The organism is Legionella adelaidensis (genome assembly GCF_900637865.1).
GTDB classification, from domain to species: Bacteria; Pseudomonadota; Gammaproteobacteria; order Legionellales; family Legionellaceae; genus Legionella_A; species Legionella_A adelaidensis.
The window spans coordinates 11,596-30,000 of the sequence record NZ_LR134417.1 but is presented as its reverse complement, the minus strand read 5'-3'; the positions used below and the strand labels follow the sequence as shown (position 1 = coordinate 30,000).

Below are 18,405 nucleotides of genomic sequence, written 5' to 3'. Positions count from 1 at the left end.
GGTGCGGAGAAGTCATTAATGCCCGGCTTCCAGGAAAAGCCTCTAAGCGACAGCTTATAGAGAACCGTACCGTAAACCGACACAGGTGGACAAGTAGAGAATACTAAGGCGCATGAGAGAACTCGGGTGAAGGAACTAGGCAAAATGGTACCGTAACTTCGGGAGAAGGTACGCCCTTGTTGGTGAGATACTTGCGTATGGAGCTGATGAGGGCCGCAGAGACCAGGTGGCTGCGACTGTTTATTAAAAACACAGCACTCTGCAAATTCGTAAGAAGACGTATAGGGTGTGACGCCTGCCCGGTGCCGGAAGGTTAATTGATGGGGTTATCTTCGGAGAAGCTCCTGATCGAAGCCCCGGTAAACGGCGGCCGTAACTATAACGGTCCTAAGGTAGCGAAATTCCTTGTCGGGTAAGTTCCGACCTGCACGAATGGCGTAACGATGGCCACACTGTCTCCACCCGAGACTCAGTGAAATTGAAATTGCGGTGAAGATGCCGTATACCCGCGGCTAGACGGAAAGACCCCGTGAACCTTTACTACAGCTTTGCACGGGACTTTGACAATAACTGTGTAGGATAGGTGGGAGGCTAAGAAGTCAGGACGCTAGTTCTGATGGAGCCGACCTTGAAATACCACCCTGTTGTTGTTGAGGTTCTAACTTGGACCAGTAATCCTGGTTGAGGACAGTGTATGGTGGGTAGTTTGACTGGGGCGGTCTCCTCCCAAAGAGTAACGGAGGAGCACAAAGGTACCCTCGGTACGGTCGGACATCGTACCAAGAGTGTAAAGGCAAAAGGGTGCTTGACTGCGAGAGTGACGGCTCGAGCAGGTACGAAAGTAGGTCTTAGTGATCCGGTGGTTCTGAATGGAAGGGCCATCGCTCAACGGATAAAAGGTACTCCGGGGATAACAGGCTGATACCGCCCAAGAGTTCATATCGACGGCGGTGTTTGGCACCTCGATGTCGGCTCATCACATCCTGGGGCTGTAGCAGGTCCCAAGGGTATGGCTGTTCGCCATTTAAAGTGGTACGCGAGCTGGGTTTAGAACGTCGTGAGACAGTTCGGTCCCTATCTGCCGTGGGCGTAGGAAAATTGAGAGGAGCTGCTCCTAGTACGAGAGGACCGGAGTGGACGAACCTCTGGTGTACCGGTTGTGACGCCAGTTGCATTGCCGGGTAGCTAAGTTCGGACGGGATAACCGCTGAAAGCATCTAAGCGGGAAGCCTCCCTCGAGATGAGTTTTCCCATGAAGCCCGTTGAAGACGACGACGTTGATAGGCGAGGTGTGGAAGCGCAGTAATGTGTGAAGCTAACTCGTACTAATTGGCTGATTGTCTTGACCATATAACCTGAATTGTTTTGTAGCAGGTTATGCTAATCGCTAACCCATTTCTTCTACCGTGGATTAAGCATCCACAAACCAGTTTTCCTGGCGAGCATAGCCGTTTGGAACCACCTGATCCCATCTCGAACTCAGAAGTGAAACATTCGCGCGCCGATGATAGTGTGGGGTTTCCCCATGTGAAAGTAGGTCATTGCCAGGGCTTTTTTCTTAAAGCCGATGTAGGTTGAGCTATGGGCTCAACATCCCCGCGTAGTTTAGCGGGACCATTTAATGTTCATGTGCTGGCGTAGCTCAGTTGGTAGAGCAACTGACTTGTAATCAGTAGGTCCCGGGTTCGATTCCTGGTGCCAGCACCACCCCTATAAGGCTGTCACACAGTTAAGCTATTGACTTTAATCATTCCATGAAAGACAATGGCGTTCTTTTTGGAGGGGTTCCCGAGCGGTCAAAGGGATCAGACTGTAAATCTGACGGCTCAGCCTTCGAAGGTTCGAATCCTTCCCCCTCCACCATTCTAGAGACTAGAAGGGTATAGAGAAAGTAGTAAGCGGGTGTAGTTCAATGGTAGAACCTCAGCCTTCCAAGCTGATTGTGTGGGTTCGATTCCCATCACCCGCTCCATTTAAGGAATTATTAATTTTACAGTCTGTGCTGTTAAGCCCACATAGCTCAGGCGGTAGAGCACTTCCTTGGTAAGGAAGAGGTCGCTGGTTCGATTCCAGTTGTGGGCACCATAAATAAATATTAATTAATGGGGGAGTTTTCCGATGGCGAAGGAAAAATTTGAGCGAAAGAAGCCACACGTAAATGTAGGCACGATTGGTCACGTAGACCATGGAAAGACGACGCTAACTGCGGCGATTACAACGATTATGGCGAAGAAGCATGGTGGTACTGCGAAGGCGTATGATCAGATTGATAATGCGCCGGAAGAGAGAGAGCGTGGTATTACGATTTCGACTGCACACGTAGAGTACGAATCAGATGCACGCCATTATGCGCACGTAGATTGCCCAGGCCATGCGGACTATGTAAAGAATATGATTACTGGTGCGGCGCAGATGGACGGAGCGATATTAGTAGTATCAGCGGCCGATGGTCCTATGCCACAGACACGTGAACACATATTGTTGTCACGTCAGGTAGGCGTACCGTACATTGTCGTATTTTTAAACAAGGCGGACATGGTAGATGACGCTGAGTTATTAGAATTGGTCGAGATGGAAGTACGTGATTTATTAAGTTCATACGACTTTCCTGGTGATGATATACCGATTGTTGTGGGTTCTGCGTTGAAAGCGTTGGAAGGTGATACCAGTGAGATTGGTGTACCTGCTATTGAGAAATTAGTAGCGACGATGGATTCGTACATACCTGAGCCAGTAAGAAACATAGATAAGAGTTTCTTGTTACCGATTGAAGACGTATTTTCTATTTCTGGACGCGGAACAGTAGTAACTGGTCGAGTGGAGAGTGGAATTGTCCACGTTGGAGACGAAGTAGAGATTGTTGGATTAAAAGATACTACGAAGACGACTTGTACTGGTGTTGAGATGTTTAGAAAGCTTCTTGACGAAGGACGAGCTGGAGATAACGTAGGTGTATTATTACGTGGAACGAAGCGTGACGAAGTGGAGCGTGGGCAAGTATTGGCGAAGCCAGGCAGCATTAAGCCACACACCAAGTTTGAAGCGGAAGTATACGTATTATCTAAAGATGAAGGTGGACGCCATACACCATTTTTCAATGGTTACCGTCCGCAATTTTATTTTAGAACGACTGACGTAACTGGAACCTGTGAATTACCGGAAGGAATTGAGATGGTAATGCCAGGCGACAACGTTCAGATGACAATTAGCTTGCACGCGCCGATTGCTATGGACGAAGGCTTGCGATTTGCTATTCGTGAAGGTGGCCGTACTGTAGGTGCTGGCGTAGTTGCTAAAATCATCGAGTAATCGATGCGAGGGTAAAACCTCAAGTGATTTTGCGGGGCAACCCGCAAAATGTTAATTTAGGCCAGTAGCTCAATTGGCAGAGTGGCGGTCTCCAAAACCGCAGGTTGGGGGTTCGATTCCCTCCTGGCCTGCCAACTATCAAATACGATATGAATAATATAGATAGACCAAAAAATAAATTATTAAATATACTATTATGGGTAGCAATTGTGTTAATCACTATCGCTGCCTTTTTTGTCACTTATTATTATCATTTTTCAGGTCCTATCATTGCATCGATTTGGCTTGGATGGTTGGTATTAACCTTGGGCATTGGGTTTTTTACAACGCAAGGCCAAAGTATTTTTTCCTTTGGGAAAGAATCTAAAATTGAATTACAAAAAGTGGTTTGGCCAACTCGCCAAGAAACAATCCAAACTACTTCAATAGTAATGATTATGGTGGCTGTTACTGGGTTTGTTCTTTGGGGAATAGACACGGTCATGATGTGGGCCATCGGTAAATTAACACATTTAGGTTGAATACGGTGGAAGATCAAAAATCTAAACAGTGGTACGTAGTGCATGCTTATTCAGGGTATGAGAATTTTGTCATGCGAGAAATTAAGTCACGCGCTGAACACCACCATCTAGAAGGCAAGATTGGCGAAGTAGTTGTACCTTCTGAAGAAGTGGTTGAAATGCGTGCGGGTCAAAAACGTAAAAGTACGCGTAAGTTTTTTCCAGGATATGTTCTCGTTAACATGGTAATGGATGACGAAACGTGGCATATGATTCGCGCAATTCCACGTGTTTTAGGATTTATTGGCGGTACAAGCCAAACCCCTACTCCTATTTCCGATAAAGAAGCCCAAGCTATTATGCAGCGTGTGGAAGAGGGAGTTACTAAACCGAAACCAAAAATTTTATTTGAGCCAGGTGAAGTGGTAAGAGTAAAAGAAGGACCGTTTGTTGATTTTAATGGAGTAGTTGAAGAAGTAAACTATGAAAAAAGTCGTCTACGGGTTGCAGTGCTTATATTTGGGCGCTCTACTCCAGTTGAATTAGAATTCAGCCAGGTAGAAAAGACATAAGTGGGTTCTCACATTAATTAATATGAGGATACGCTTCCAAAAAGATTGGAAGCATTAACCGGGGAGCTAAAGTAATTCGTGAAATAGCGCTATACCCAAATAGGAGTTGTTATGGCAAAAAAAGTCGAAGCATATATTAAACTACAAATTCCAGCTGGTAAGGCCAATCCAAGTCCTCCAGTAGGCCCTGCTTTAGGCCAACGTGGTGTGAATATTATGGAATTTTGTAAAGCATTTAACGCTGCTACTCAAAATATGGAGCAAGGTTTACCTACGCCAGTAGTAATTACAGTATACACGGATCGCAGTTTTACATTTGTAACAAAAACCCCTCCTGCATCTGTTTTGCTTTTGAAGGCAGCCGGAATTAAAAGTGGTAGCGGTACTCCCAATACAAAGAAAGTAGCTAAACTTCAACGCAAGCAGTTAGAGGAAATTGCCAAAACTAAAGAGCCAGATTTAACTGCAGCAAGTCTAGACGCAGCCGTTCGTAGCATTGCAGGAACAGCTCGCAGCATGGGTATTGAAGTTGAAGGTTTAGAATAAGGGGTTACCAAATGGCAAAGTTATCAAAAAAGCAGAAAGCGATTAGAGAAACAATAGTCCCTAATCAATTATACAAAGCAGCAGAAGCTGTACAAATTTTACAAAAATTTCAAACTAAGAAATTTAAAGAAGCAGTGGATGTAGCCATTAATTTGGGCGTTGACCCACGTAAATCAGACCAAGTAGTACGTTCGTCTACCAATTTACCAAAAGGTACTGGTAAAACTGTACGTGTTGCTGTTTTTGCTCAAGGTGAAAATGCTACCAAAGCAAAAAATGCCGGAGCTGATATTGTCGGATTTGAAGATTTGGCAGAGCAAATTAAAGGTGGCGTAATGGATTTCGATGTGGTGATTGCTACCCCAGATGCTATGCGAATCGTTGGTCAATTAGGACAAGTTTTAGGTCCTCGTGGGCTTATGCCAAATCCTAAAGTTGGTACAGTTACGACAAATGTTGAAGCTGCAGTTAAAGATGCCAAATCTGGTCAGGTACGTTACCGTACAGACAAAAATGGTATTATTCACTGTTCAGTTGGAAAAATTGATTTTAGTGCAGACGATATTATTGAAAATCTCAATGCATTAGTAGCTGATCTAAAAAAAGCAAAACCAGCTTCTTCAAAAGGTGTTTACATTAAGAAGATTACCTTATCCACTACGATGGGACCTGGATTACCTATTGATCCTGCATCAATTAACGTGTAATATAGCTACCCATTTTAAAAGGTTTCACGGCATAACTTCGGTTCATGCCGTCGAAGACCGCAGGTGCTAATGCTTAATACCCTGCGCAGACGGTGAACCGGCTCCGGGATCGCTCTGAGACGGCCACCATAACTATCAAATCATTGATTTGATTAACTGAGGAGGTCAGTAACGTGACGTTAACTTTAGCTGCAAAAAAAGCCGTAGTAGAAGAAGTAACAGCTGTTGCTTCAAAGGCTATTTCAGCAGTTGTTGCTGATTATCGTGGTTTAACTGTTAATCAAATGACGCAGTTACGTGCAGAAGCCCGTAAAGCAAATGTATATTTGCGAGTGGTGCCTAACACATTAACTCGACGAGCATTTGAAAAAACAGATTTTGCCTGTTTGAATGATTCTTTAGTTGGCCCTTTGTTTATCGCTTTGTCTATGGAAGCACCTAGCGATGCAGCACGCTTATTAAAAGATTTTTCTAAAAACTTTGACCGTCTTTCTATTAAGGCGTTATCAGTTGGCGGAAAATTATATAGTGCTGAGCAACTAGAAGCAGTTGCTAGTCTACCTACTCGTGAGGAAGCTCTAGCTAAGCTGATGTTTGTAATGAAAGCGCCAGTCGAGAAATTTGTTCGAACTCTTGCTGAACCGCATGCCAAGTTAGTAAGACTTATGGCTGCAGTGAAAGACAAGAAGGCAGCTGGTTAAACCGATAATTTACTATTTTATAATTTAGGAGCTAGAAATGGCTGTATCAAAAAATGAGATCCTGGAAACAATCTCCAATATGTCTGTAATGGAAGTTGTTGAATTAATCGAAGCAATGGAAGAGAAATTCAATGTTTCTGCCGCTGCTGCTGCAGTTGCAGTTGCTGCTCCTGCTGCTGGTGGTGCTGCCGCTGCTGCAGAAGAAAAAACTGAATTTGATGTTGTAATGACAAGCTTCGGTGACAACAAAGTAAACGTAATTAAAGCAATCCGCGGTATTACTGGTCTTGGCTTGAAAGAAGCGAAGGACTTAGTTGAAGGCGCTCCTTCTACTGTTAAAGAAGGCGTTTCTAAAGCGGAAGCTGCTGATATTAAGAAACAACTCGAAGAAGCAGGCGCTGCTGTCGAAGTTAAATAATTATATCAATTTTTATTTTTACCCAGCCATGTTTTCATGGCTGGGTTTACGTGTTTGAAGACTTTCAATAATTTTTAGAGGAAATACCATGGCCGAAGCAGTTGCTAAACCTCAATATACACATGCTGAGAAAAAACGATTTCGCAAGAGCTTTGGTAGACAAGCTGAGCAAATGCCCATCCCTAATTTGCTAGAGATTCAGCTTAAATCTTATAGCGATTTTTTAATTGCCGATCCAACTGCCGCTAATCAAGCAAGCACCGGTCTACACGCAGCATTTTCTTCTGTATTCCCTATTCAAAGTTTTTCTGGTAATGCCCGATTGGAATACATGAGCTACAGTTTAGGCGAACCCGCTTTCGACGTAAGAGAGTGTAAACTACGTGGATTAACCTATTCAGCCCCTTTACGTGTAAAAATTCGTTTGGTAGTTCTTGATAAAGATGCTCCTGGCGATCAAAAACCTATTAAAGATATTCGTGAGCAAGATGTTTTCATGGGTGAAATACCATTAATGACTGATGTAGGCACTTTTGTCATTAACGGAACCGAACGGGTTGTTGTTTCACAGTTACACCGTTCTCCTGGCGTTATTTTTGAGCATGATAAAGGCAAAACGCACTCTTCTGGTAAATTATTATATTCTGCTCGTATTATTCCTTACCGTGGTTCATGGTTAGACTTTGAGTTTGATCCCAAGGACTCTGTTTATGTACGTATTGACCGTCGTAGAAAATTACCGGTAACTATTTTATTACGTGCATTAGGCTACGAAACAGAAGAGATACTAGCCCAATTTTTCGAATCAACTGCTTGTAATATTAAAAATGGTGAATTTCATATTGAGCTTATACCTGCTCGTTTACGTGGCGAAATTGCCTCTTTTGATATTGTGGTACCCAAAACCGGTGAGATGATCGTTGAACAAGGTCGTCGTATTACTACCCGCCATATTAAGTTAATGGAAAAAAGTAATATGAAGGATTTAGTTGTTCCTACTGATTACCTAATTGGTAAAGTACTGGCTAAATCTATTATTAATAAAGAAACCGGTGAATCCTTAGCGCAGGCTAACGATGAGATTACTCCTGAATTGTTAGATGCTCTCATTGAGAATGGTATTCATCATTTTGACATGATTTATACGAATGATTTAGATCATGGTTCCTATATTTCAGATACTTTACGCGTTGATCCTACTAACTCTCAACTAGAAGCTTTAGTAGAAATTTATCGCATGATGCGTCCTGGCGAACCACCTACGAAAGAAGCTGCTGAAGCTTTATTTAAAAACCTATTTTTTGCAGAAGATCGCTATGATCTCTCCGCAGTGGGACGTATGAAATTTAACCGTCGTGTTGGACGAAAAGAAGATACTGGGCCAGGTACTTTAACTCAAGAAGATATTTTAGCTGTTATTAAAACGCTTATTGATATTCGTAATGGCATTGGAATGGTGGATGACATTGATCATTTAGGAAACCGACGCGTTCGTAGTGTTGGTGAAATGGCAGAAAATCAATTCCGTGTTGGGCTTGTTCGTGTTGAAAGAGCGGTAAAAGAGCGCTTGAGTCTTGCTGAATCCGAAAACTTGATGCCACAAGATTTAATTAATGCTAAACCCGTATCTGCTGCTATTAAAGAATTCTTTGGTTCAAGTCAGCTTTCCCAATTTATGGATCAAGTGAATCCTCTATCAGGTGTCACACATAAACGCCGTGTTTCGGCATTGGGGCCAGGTGGACTAACACGTGAAAGAGCAGGATTTGAAGTTCGCGACGTACATACTACCCATTATGGCCGTGTCTGTCCTATCGAGACGCCTGAGGGTCCGAACATTGGTCTTATTAACTCACTGTCTGTGTATGCGCGCACGAACCAATATGGTTTTATTGAGACGCCTTGTAGAAAAGTAATCGATGGTCGTGTTACGGATGAAATTGAATACATTTCTGCGATTGAAGAAGTGGATCAATATATTGCTCAATCGAATATTCCAGTGGATAAACATGGAAAAATTTTGGCAGATTTGGTTCCTTGCAGACACCAGAACGAGTTTGCATTAACTACTCCAGATAAAATTAATTACATGGATATCTCTCCCAAACAGATTGTTTCTGTAGCGGCTTCTTTAATTCCTTTCTTGGAACATGATGATGCTAACCGTGCTTTGATGGGATCAAACATGCAACGTCAGGCAGTACCTACCTTACGTGCTGAGAAACCTTTGGTTGGAACCGGTATGGAACGTACAGTTGCTTCTGACTCCGGGGTATCAGTAGTTGCTAAACGAGGTGGAATAATCGATCTCGTGGATGCATCTCGTATTGTAGTTAGAGTTAATGATGATGAAACCTCTGCTGGCGAGACCGGAGTAGATATTTATAATTTAACTAAATATTTCCGTTCTAATCAGGATACCTGTATTAACCAAATTCCTATTGTTAAGAATGGAGACCGTATTAATCGCGGCGACATTTTAGCTGACGGCCCGTGTACAGATATGGGTGAGTTGGCTTTAGGGCAAAATTTGTTAGTAGCTTTCATGCCCTGGAACGGTTATAACTTTGAGGACTCTATTCTTATTTCTGAACGCGTTGTACAAGAAGACAGATTCACTACCATTCATATTGAAGAATTAACTTGTATAGCTCGAGATACCAAGTTAGGTACTGAAGAAATTACCTCGGATATACCGAACGTAGGTGAAGCGGCATTAGCGAACCTCGATGAATCAGGTATTGTTTATATCGGGGCTGAAGTGAGTGCCGGTGATATTCTGGTAGGTAAAGTTACGCCTAAAGGCGAAACGCAACTAACTCCTGAAGAAAAACTTTTACGTGCGATCTTCGGTGAAAAAGCTTCTGATGTGAAAGACTCTTCTCTACGTGTTCCTTCTGGTATGAATGGAACAATTATTGATGTGCAAGTTTTCACGCGTGATGGCCTGGATAAAGATGCACGCGCTAAAAGCATTGAAGAAGAGCACTTGGCTCGTGTTCGTAAAGACTTAATTGACGAGCGTCGCATTCGCGAAGAAGACATTTATCAACGTGTTTATAATTTACTCTTAGATAAAACGGCTACGGGCGGCCCAGGAAGTTTGAAATCTGGTTCAAAAATTACTGCTGCTTATTTAGACAAAACAGATCGTGAAAAGTGGTTTGATATTCGTTTAGAAGATGATGTTGCTAGCCAACAATTGGAACAATCTTCCAAGCAATTAGAGTTATTAGCAAAAGAAATTGAAAAACGATTTAACGATAACCGCAAGAAAATTGTACAAGGTGATGATCTTGCTCCTGGTGTACTTAAGATTGTTAAGGTTTATCTTGCTGTTAAACGCCGTATCCAGCCTGGTGATAAAATGGCCGGACGACATGGTAACAAAGGGGTAATTTCCATAGTAGTGCCAATGGAAGATATGCCTTATATGGAAGATGGTACTCCGGTAGATATCGTTTTAAATCCATTAGGCGTTCCTTCTCGTATGAATATAGGCCAGGTGTTAGAAACTCACTTAGGCTTGGCAGCGAAGGGATTAGGCTTACGTATTGGAGAGATGATAGATTCCAAGCGTAAATCGTCTGAAATTAAAGAATACTTAACTAAAATATATAACCACGATGGCGAAAAGCGTATTGATTTAAATAATCTTGATGAAGATGAACTAAAAACTTTAGCTAATAACCTGCGCGCTGGTGTTCCTATGGCAACACCGGTGTTTGACGGTGCTAGCGAAGCAGAGATTAAATCTATGCTGCAATTAGCTGGTATGCCTTCTGATGGTAAAACAACTTTATATGATGGTAGAACTGGTCGAAAATTCGATAATCCGGTAACAGTTGGGTATATGTACATGCTCAAATTGAACCACTTGGTCGATGATAAAATGCATGCTCGTTCCACAGGATCATACAGCTTGGTTACCCAGCAACCGTTGGGTGGTAAAGCACAGTTTGGTGGTCAGCGCTTCGGGGAAATGGAGGTATGGGCTTTAGAAGCCTATGGTGCTGCTTATACATTACAAGAAATGTTGACTGTAAAATCAGACGATGTTGGTGGAAGAACAAAAATCTACAAAAACATTGTCGACGGTGATCACCGTATGGATCCTGGCATGCCGGAGTCTTTCAATGTATTGCTGAAAGAAATTCGCGCATTGGGAATTGATATCGAGCTTGAGCACGATTAATCATTATTGAATTGACTGCATTTTGGAGAGAAAACTTGGCTACTCTAAGCAACGAACCAATTAGAAAACCACCGGTAATGAGTGATCTGCTAGGCATGCTCAAACAACAAGGCCAGAGTGAAGAGTTTGATGCAATACGCATTGCATTGGCTTCACCGGAATTAATCCGTTCTTGGTCTTATGGTGAAGTTAAAAAGCCGGAAACAATTAATTATCGTACATTTAAGCCGGAACGTGATGGCTTATTCTGCGCTAAAATCTTTGGTCCTGTTAAGGACTATGAATGCTTATGTGGTAAATATAAACGCCTTAAACACCGCGGCGTGATATGTGAAAAGTGCGGCGTAGAGCTCGCATTAGCTAAAGTACGTCGGGAACGTATGGGGCATATTGAATTGGCCAGTCCTGTCGCCCACATATGGTTTTTAAAATCACTACCATCCCGTATCGGTTTGTTATTAGATATGACCTTGCGTGATATTGAGCGCGTGCTTTACTTTGAAGCATTTGTGGTGGTTGACCCTGGTATGACCGAATTAGAGCGTGGTCAACTTCTCAATGATGAAGCGTATTTAGAAGCTATGGAGCAGTATGGCGATGAGTTTGATGCACGTATGGGTGCAGAAGCAATCCGCGATTTGCTCAAGCAAATTGATCTTGACGAGGAAGTCCAATCTTTACGTGAAGAGTTACCTACAACGAACTCCGAAACTAAAATTAAGAAAATTACTAAACGTCTTAAATTGCTGGAAGCTTTTCAGGAATCTGGCAATAAGCCAGAGTGGATGATTATGAGCGTATTGCCCGTATTACCGCCTGACTTACGTCCCTTAGTTCCTTTAGACGGTGGTAGATTTGCTACTTCTGATTTGAATGATCTTTACCGTCGTGTCATTAACCGTAATAACCGACTAAAACGTTTGTTGGATTTAAATGCCCCCGATATTATCGTGCGTAACGAAAAACGTATGCTACAAGAGTCGGTTGATGCTCTTTTAGACAACGGTAGACGAGGACGTGCGATTACTGGCACTAATAAGCGACCATTAAAATCATTAGCAGATATGATTAAAGGTAAGCAAGGTCGTTTCCGCCAAAACCTTCTTGGTAAGCGGGTAGACTATTCTGGTCGTTCTGTAATTGTGGTAGGGCCAACCTTACGTCTGCATCAATGCGGATTGCCTAAAAAAATGGCGCTTGAGCTATTTAAGCCTTTTATATTTTCTAAATTAGAGTTTAGGGGCTTAGCGACTACTATTAAAGCTGCTAAAAAAATGGTAGAGCGTGAAGAGCCGGTAGTTTGGGATATTTTAGAAGATGTTATTCGCGAGCACCCTATTCTTCTAAACCGCGCGCCTACACTACACCGTTTGGGTATTCAAGCATTTGAACCTGTATTAATTGAAGGTAAAGCGATTCAATTACATCCGTTAGTGTGTACAGCATACAATGCCGACTTCGACGGGGACCAAATGGCGGTACACGTACCATTAACTATCGAAGCGCAGTTAGAAGCCCGCTCATTAATGATGTCCACTAATAATATCTTATCTCCCGCGAGTGGTGAGCCGATTATTGTTCCTAGCCAGGACGTGGTTTTAGGGTTGTACTACTTAACACGCGAGCGGCTAAACGCTAAAGGTGAAGGCAAAATATTTTCAAACTTCCAGGAAGCTCAGAATTTTTATGAAGCAGGCCTTGTAGATATTCATGCAAAAGTAAAAATTCGTATGCCTGATGAAAGTGGAAAAGAAGGACAGTTTCAGCTGGTAGAAACAACGGTAGGCCGGGCTATTTTGGCCGATATATTGCCTAAAGAGATGCCATTTTCAACCATCAATAAAGTAATGAATAAGAAAACTATCTCCAAAGTGGTAGATAGCTGTTATCGGAGCTTTGGGTTGAAAGAAACGGTTATCTTTGCGGATCAATTAATGTATATGGGTTTCAAATATGCAACCCGCGCCGGAGCTTCGATCGGAATTGAAGATATGGAAATTCCTGAAGACAAGGCAAGCATTATTGAGCAGGCAGATAATGAAGTTCGTGAGATCGAATCGCAATACCGTTCTGGTCTTGTAACGAATGGTGAGCGCTACAATAAAGTAATTGATATTTGGTCACGTACAAACGAAATGGTGGCCAAGTCGATGATGGCAAAAATCGCTACGGAAGAAGTGGTCGATAAAGGCGGCAAAAAAGTACGCCAAGATTCATTCAATCCTATTTTCATGATGGCCGACTCAGGTGCTAGAGGCTCTGCTGCTCAGATTAGACAGCTTGCAGGTATGCGGGGATTGATGGCAGCGCCAGATGGTTCGATTATTGAAACTCCTATTACGGCGAACTTCCGCGAAGGTCTCAATGTATTCCAATACTTTATTTCTACTCACGGAGCACGTAAAGGTTTGGCCGATACCGCATTGAAAACTGCTAACTCCGGGTATTTAACTCGAAGATTAGTAGACGTAGCGCAGGACGTTGTTATTACTGAAGATGATTGCGGCACGGAGAAAGGCATTCTCATGCAGCCATTAATTGAAGGTGGCGACATTGTAGAGCCATTGCATGAGAGAGTATTAGGCCGTGTTGTTGCTATGGATGTATATGTTCCTAATCAAAATGAACCCGTAGTTACGGCAGGGACCTTATTAGACGAAAAATGGGTTGAACATTTAGAAAAGATTGGTGTGGATCAAGTATATGTTCGCTCACCAATTACTTGCGAAACCCGTTTTGGTTTATGTGCCAAGTGTTATGGTCGTGATTTAGCACGCGGGCATCTCGTTAATACCGGTGAAGCAGTAGGTATTATCGCTGCTCAGTCAATTGGGGAGCCAGGTACACAGTTAACTATGCGTACCTTCCATATCGGAGGAGCTGCATCACGAGCAACTGCTGCAAATAATATTCAAATAAAGAACAAGGGTATTATTCGCTTACACAATATTAAAACAGTTACACACGCAAATGGTAATTTGGTGGCCGTGTCCCGTTCAGGAGAAGTAACGATTGCTGATGAATTTGGACGTGAACGTGAGCGCTATAAATTACCGTATGGCGCGGTATTGTCAGTCCACGACAACTCCAAAGTTGAAGCGGGTCAAGTAATCGCCAATTGGGATCCACATACTCACCCTGTAATATCAGAAGTGAGCGGTAAATTGAAATTTGTGGATTTGGTTGAAGGCGTTACCATGAATCGTCAAACTGACGATTTAACCGGCTTAAGTAACATCGTGGTTATTGATGCTAAACAACGCGGTACAGCGGGTCGTGACTTAAAACCAATGGTTAAGTTGGTATCAGATGAAGGTGATGATATATATCTCGCCGGTACCAATGTGCCAGCGCAATACTACCTACCTGTAGATGCTATCATCAATTTTGAAGATGGTAGTGCTGTAGGCGTTGGGGATGTAATTGCTCGTATTCCACAAGAGCGTTCGAAAACAAGAGATATTACCGGGGGTCTTCCACGCGTTGCTGATTTGTTTGAAGCAAGAAAACCAAAAGATTCTGCAGTTATGGCAGAAATCTCTGGGGTAGTGAGCTTTGGAAAAGAAACAAAAGGGAAGCGACGTTTAATTATTACTGCTTCAGAGCACGAAGCACACGAAGAATTGATACCAAAATGGCGTCATATTTCTGTGTTTGAAGGTGAGCATGTAGAAAAAGGGGAAACGGTAGCCGAGGGGCCACCTAATCCACATGATATTCTACGTCTCTTGGGCGTGGGTGCATTAGCAAATTATATTGTTAATGAAGTCCAAGATGTATATCGCTTGCAAGGGGTAAAAATTAACGACAAACACATTGAAACCATCGTTCGTCAAATGTTACGCAAGAGAAATATTACCTTTGCTGGAGACTCTAAGTTCTTAATAGGAGAACAAATAGAAGAAACGGCAATGTTACAAGAAAATGATAAACTGATTGCTGAAGGAAAAATGCCAGCTGATGGTACGCCAATCTTACTGGGTATCACCAAAGCTTCATTAGCAACAGAATCATTTATTTCTGCCGCCTCATTCCAAGAAACCACCCGCGTTCTTACCGAAGCAGCAGTAAGTGGAAAATTAGATGAGTTACGTGGTCTAAAAGAAAACGTTATGGTAGGAAGATTGATACCAGCCGGAACTGGGTATACGTATCATCAAACACGTAAAGCTAAGCGTGCAAAAGCAGCTGGAAGTGAGCATGCTACGCACACAGTAACCGCAATTGATGTTGAGCATGCTTTAAGCGAAGCATTGAATGCAGATAATAGAGAAGAGCATTAAGACCGATTTTATATGCAAAGAAGGCTATTTCAGCAAGTTTGAACTTGACAAACTTGCTGGACCTATATAGAATCCGGCCTCCTTATGCATACGAAATAATCTTAAGCAAAGTTCGGAGTTAATAATAAATGGCTACTATTAATCAGTTGGTAAGAAAGCCTCGTGTGGACGCAAAACGCAAAAGTTCTGTCCCTGCGCTAGAATCTTGCCCGCAACGTCGAGGGGTATGCACCCGTGTTTATACAACAACACCTAAAAAGCCTAATTCAGCTATGCGTAAGGTTGCGCGTGTTCGTTTAACTAACGGGTTCGAAGTTACATCATATATTGGTGGTGAAGGCCATAACTTACAAGAACACTCTGTGGTACTTATTCGTGGTGGTCGTGTTAAAGACTTACCAGGTGTTCGCTATCACACAGTTCGCGGAAGTTTAGATACTTCTGGGGTTAATGATCGTAAACAAGGTCGTTCTAAATACGGAACAAAAAAACCAAAAGATAAGAAATAATCTGATTGTGGGAAACTAGACATGCCTAGAAGAAGAGAAGTACCAAAAAGAGAAATTCTGCCAGACCCAAAACATCACAGTGAATTGCTTGCAAAATTCATTAATGTGCTAATGGTCAGCGGAAAAAAATCGACTGCTGAGAAAATTATTTATGGTGCGCTTGATGTACTAGATGAGCGTATTAAGAAATCCAAAAAATCTGAAGAAGACAGCGGTGAGACCGGAACTGGCGCAGGCGGCGTTCTTAATTATTTTGAGCAAGCCTTGGAAAATGTGCGTCCTACTGTTGAAGTACGTTCACGTCGCGTGGGTGGTGCTACTTATCAAGTCCCAGTAGAAGTTCGCATGGACCGTAGTGTTGCCTTGGGTATGCGTTGGATTGTACAAGCAGCCCGTTCCCGTGGTGAGAAAGGAATGATGCAGCGCTTAGCAGGCGAATTAATTGATGCCTTTGAAAGTAAAGGCGCGGCCGTTAAGAAAAGAGAAGAGACCCATAGAATGGCAAAAGCTAACCAAGCATTTGCGCATTTTAGATGGAATTAAGAGAGAGGACAGCAGTGTCAACTACACCTTTAGAATTATACCGAAATATTGGTATCGCCGCCCACGTAGATGCTGGTAAAACAACTACCACTGAGCGTGTATTATTTTATACAGGTACTTCCCACAAGATGGGTGAAGTACATGATGGCGCGGCCACTATGGACTGGATGGTGCAAGAGCAAGAGCGCGGAATTACAATTACCTCTGCGGCAACTACTTGTTACTGGTCTGGCATGGATAAACAATATGCTAAGCATCGTATTAATATTATTGATACTCCAGGGCACGTTGACTTCATGATTGAAGTTGAGCGATCGCTCCGAGTATTGGACGGTGCTGTGGTTGTGTTCGATTCTGTTTCTGGTGTAGAGCCCCAATCTGAGACTGTATGGCGTCAATCAGATAAATACGGCGTACCACGTATAGTGTTCGTAAATAAAATGGACCGTATGGGCGCTAATTTTTTACGTGTGGTTAATCAAATTAAACAACGTTTAGGTTCAAACCCCGTTGTTGTGCAATTACCTATCGGCGCTGAAGAAACTTACAAAGGCGTTATTGACCTTGTTAAGATGAAAGCAATTTATTGGGATGATGAAAGTAAAGGTATGAAGTTTGAATACCATGAAATTCCCCAAGAGCTAAAAGCCCAGTGTGAAGAGCTTCGTGTTCAAATGATTGAAGCAGCGGCTGAAGCTACTGAAGAATTAATGGATAAATACCTGGAAGGACAAGAATTTACAGAGAAAGAAATAAAAGATGCGCTGCGCATGCGTACTGTGAACAATGAAATTGTTCCTGTTTTCTGTGGTTCTGCATTTAAAAACAAAGGCGTACAAGCCGTTCTTGATGGCGTTATTGACTACTTGCCTTCCCCGCTTGATATTCCACCTGTGCGTGGTGTCAATGATGATGGCGAAGAAGATATTCGTAAAACATCCTATGATGAGCCTTTTTCAGCGCTTGCCTTTAAAATTGCTACTGACCCATTTGTAGGAACTTTAACTTATTTCAGAGTGTATTCTGGTGTGTTAAAAGGTGGCGATACCGTTTTTAACCCTGTTAAAGACAAAAAAGAGCGTATTGGCCGTTTGTTACAAATGCATGCTAATTCTCGTGAAGAGATTAAAGAAGTACGAGCCGGTGATATAGCTGCGGCGGTAGGTCTGAAGACAGTTACAACTGGAGATACGCTTTGTGATGTAAATAAAATCATTACACTAGAACGTATGGACTTTCCAGATCCTGTAATTGCTGTAGCGGTAGAGCCTAAAACTAAAGCAGACCAAGAAAAAATGTCAATCGCGCTCGGAAAGTTAGCGCAAGAAGACCCTTCATTCCGTGTACATACAGATGAAGAGTCAGGTCAAACAATTATTCAGGGTATGGGTGAGCTTCACTTGGAAATTATTGTTGACCGTATGCGTCGCGAGTTCCTGGTAGAAGCTAACGTAGGTAAACCTCAAGTTGCCTATCGAGAAACAATTAAATCTGCCGTGGAACAAGAAGGTAAGTTTGTTCGTCAATCAGGTGGTCGCGGCCAGTATGGTCATGTTTGGCTCAAGATCGAACCAAAACCACGTGGCGAAGGCTACGAGTTTGTAAACAGTATTGTAGGTGGAGTAATTCCCAAAGAATATATTCCTGCCGTTGATAAAGGTATTCAGGAACAATTACAAAATGGTGTAATTGCTGGCTACCCGGTTGTTGACGTTAAAGTAACGTTGTTTGATGGATCATTCCACGAAGTTGACTCCAGTGAAATGGCGTTCAAGATTGCAGGTTCTATGGGCTTCAAGCAAGGTGCTTTGAAAGCTGCGCCCGTATTGCTTGAACCTGTCATGAGTGTAGAAGTTGTTACCCCAGAAGAATATATGGGTGACGTAATGGGTGATCTCAGTCGCCGTAGAGGTATGTTGCAAGGAATGGACGAATCTCCAGCCGGACGTGTAATTCGTGCTGAAGTGCCGTTGGCTGAGATGTTTGGTTATTCCACTGACTTGCGTTCAGCAACTCAAGGTAGGGCAACCTACACTATGGAGTTTTCTAAATATGCCGAAGCTCCATCAAATATCGCTGAAGCAATCATTAAGAAACAATAAAAGATAACGAGGTATACTGA

The 18,405-nt window shown here is 42.7% G+C and carries 12 protein-coding genes, 5 tRNA genes and 2 rRNA genes (1 of these 19 only partly in view); all 19 read left to right on the top strand.

All coding sequences use genetic code 11. The features are described 5' to 3' along the window. A 23S ribosomal RNA gene (locus EL206_RS00800) occupies window positions 1-1,350 on the top strand (it extends 1,544 nt beyond the left edge of the window). 84 nt (window positions 1,351-1,434) lie between these two features. After that, window positions 1,435-1,550 (top strand): 5S ribosomal RNA (gene rrf, locus EL206_RS00795). A gap of 81 nt (window positions 1,551-1,631) precedes the next feature. Beyond that, window positions 1,632-1,707 (top strand) — tRNA-Thr (locus EL206_RS00790). Between the two features lie 71 nt (window positions 1,708-1,778). Further along, a tRNA-Tyr gene (locus EL206_RS00785) sits at window positions 1,779-1,863 on the top strand. 35 nt (window positions 1,864-1,898) lie between these two features. Continuing rightward, window positions 1,899-1,972: transfer RNA gene (locus EL206_RS00780), tRNA-Gly, on the top strand. 37 nt (window positions 1,973-2,009) lie between these two features. Then, window positions 2,010-2,085, top strand: a tRNA-Thr gene (locus EL206_RS00775). A gap of 33 nt (window positions 2,086-2,118) precedes the next feature. Further along, window positions 2,119-3,309, top strand: a complete 1,191-nt coding sequence (tuf, locus tag EL206_RS00770) for an elongation factor Tu (RefSeq protein ID WP_058462470.1) — start codon at window positions 2,119-2,121, stop codon at window positions 3,307-3,309. 58 nt (window positions 3,310-3,367) lie between these two features. Beyond that, window positions 3,368-3,443: transfer RNA gene (locus tag EL206_RS00765), tRNA-Trp, on the top strand. A 15-nt stretch (window positions 3,444-3,458) separates the two neighbouring features. Further along, window positions 3,459-3,830, top strand: a complete 372-nt coding sequence (gene secE, locus EL206_RS00760) for a preprotein translocase subunit SecE (protein WP_058462460.1) — start codon at window positions 3,459-3,461, stop codon at window positions 3,828-3,830. A 5-nt stretch (window positions 3,831-3,835) separates the two neighbouring features. Beyond that, complete coding sequence (gene nusG / locus EL206_RS00755; RefSeq protein WP_058462461.1) at window positions 3,836-4,381, top strand: transcription termination/antitermination protein NusG; 546 nt, start codon at window positions 3,836-3,838, stop codon at window positions 4,379-4,381. A gap of 111 nt (window positions 4,382-4,492) precedes the next feature. Next, window positions 4,493-4,927, top strand: a complete 435-nt coding sequence (gene rplK / locus EL206_RS00750; protein WP_058462462.1) for a 50S ribosomal protein L11 — start codon at window positions 4,493-4,495, stop codon at window positions 4,925-4,927. 11 nt (window positions 4,928-4,938) lie between these two features. Next, window positions 4,939-5,634 (top strand): 50S ribosomal protein L1, encoded by a 696-nt coding sequence (gene rplA / locus EL206_RS00745; protein ID WP_058462463.1) that lies wholly within the window; start codon window positions 4,939-4,941, stop codon window positions 5,632-5,634. Window positions 5,635-5,807: 173 nt separating this feature from the next. Beyond that, complete coding sequence (gene rplJ, locus EL206_RS00740) at window positions 5,808-6,335, top strand: 50S ribosomal protein L10 (RefSeq protein ID WP_058462464.1); 528 nt, start codon at window positions 5,808-5,810, stop codon at window positions 6,333-6,335. A 37-nt stretch (window positions 6,336-6,372) separates the two neighbouring features. Continuing rightward, the gene (rplL, locus tag EL206_RS00735) at window positions 6,373-6,753 is read left to right on the top strand and encodes a 50S ribosomal protein L7/L12 (RefSeq protein WP_058462465.1); all 381 of its coding nucleotides are present in this window, start codon (window positions 6,373-6,375) and stop codon (window positions 6,751-6,753) included. Between the two features lie 88 nt (window positions 6,754-6,841). Further along, window positions 6,842-10,948, top strand: a complete 4,107-nt coding sequence (gene rpoB, locus EL206_RS00730; protein ID WP_058462466.1) for a DNA-directed RNA polymerase subunit beta — start codon at window positions 6,842-6,844, stop codon at window positions 10,946-10,948. A 77-nt stretch (window positions 10,949-11,025) separates the two neighbouring features. Then, complete coding sequence (gene rpoC, locus EL206_RS00725; protein WP_058462551.1) at window positions 11,026-15,231, top strand: DNA-directed RNA polymerase subunit beta'; 4,206 nt, start codon at window positions 11,026-11,028, stop codon at window positions 15,229-15,231. A gap of 128 nt (window positions 15,232-15,359) precedes the next feature. Continuing rightward, window positions 15,360-15,740, top strand: coding sequence for a 30S ribosomal protein S12 (gene rpsL / locus EL206_RS00720; RefSeq protein ID WP_058462467.1), 381 nt, complete (start codon window positions 15,360-15,362; stop codon window positions 15,738-15,740). 21 nt (window positions 15,741-15,761) lie between these two features. Then, window positions 15,762-16,283: a 30S ribosomal protein S7 gene (rpsG, locus tag EL206_RS00715; RefSeq protein WP_058462468.1), complete on the top strand. Its 522-nt coding sequence runs from the start codon at window positions 15,762-15,764 to the stop codon at window positions 16,281-16,283. Window positions 16,284-16,297: 14 nt separating this feature from the next. Further along, entirely contained in the window at window positions 16,298-18,385 is a 2,088-nt protein-coding gene (fusA, locus tag EL206_RS00710; protein WP_232048487.1) for an elongation factor G, read from the top strand. The last annotated feature ends 20 nt before the right edge of the window (window positions 18,386-18,405 follow it).

Excerpts from the sequence above, each read along its gene's own strand:
- secE (WP_058462460.1), top strand. The coding sequence starts at position 3,459 with ATGAATAATATAGATAGACCAAAAAATAAATTATTAAATATACTATTA.
- rplL (WP_058462465.1), top strand. The coding sequence starts at position 6,373 with ATGGCTGTATCAAAAAATGAGATCCTGGAAACAATCTCCAATATGTCT.
- tuf (WP_058462470.1), top strand. The coding sequence starts at position 2,119 with ATGGCGAAGGAAAAATTTGAGCGAAAGAAGCCACACGTAAATGTAGGC.
- rpsG (WP_058462468.1), top strand. The coding sequence starts at position 15,762 with ATGCCTAGAAGAAGAGAAGTACCAAAAAGAGAAATTCTGCCAGACCCA.
- rpoB (WP_058462466.1), top strand. The coding sequence starts at position 6,842 with ATGGCCGAAGCAGTTGCTAAACCTCAATATACACATGCTGAGAAAAAA.
- rpsL (WP_058462467.1), top strand. The coding sequence starts at position 15,360 with ATGGCTACTATTAATCAGTTGGTAAGAAAGCCTCGTGTGGACGCAAAA.
- rplA (WP_058462463.1), top strand. The coding sequence starts at position 4,939 with ATGGCAAAGTTATCAAAAAAGCAGAAAGCGATTAGAGAAACAATAGTC.
- rplK (WP_058462462.1), top strand. The coding sequence starts at position 4,493 with ATGGCAAAAAAAGTCGAAGCATATATTAAACTACAAATTCCAGCTGGT.
- rpoC (WP_058462551.1), top strand. The coding sequence starts at position 11,026 with ATGAGTGATCTGCTAGGCATGCTCAAACAACAAGGCCAGAGTGAAGAG.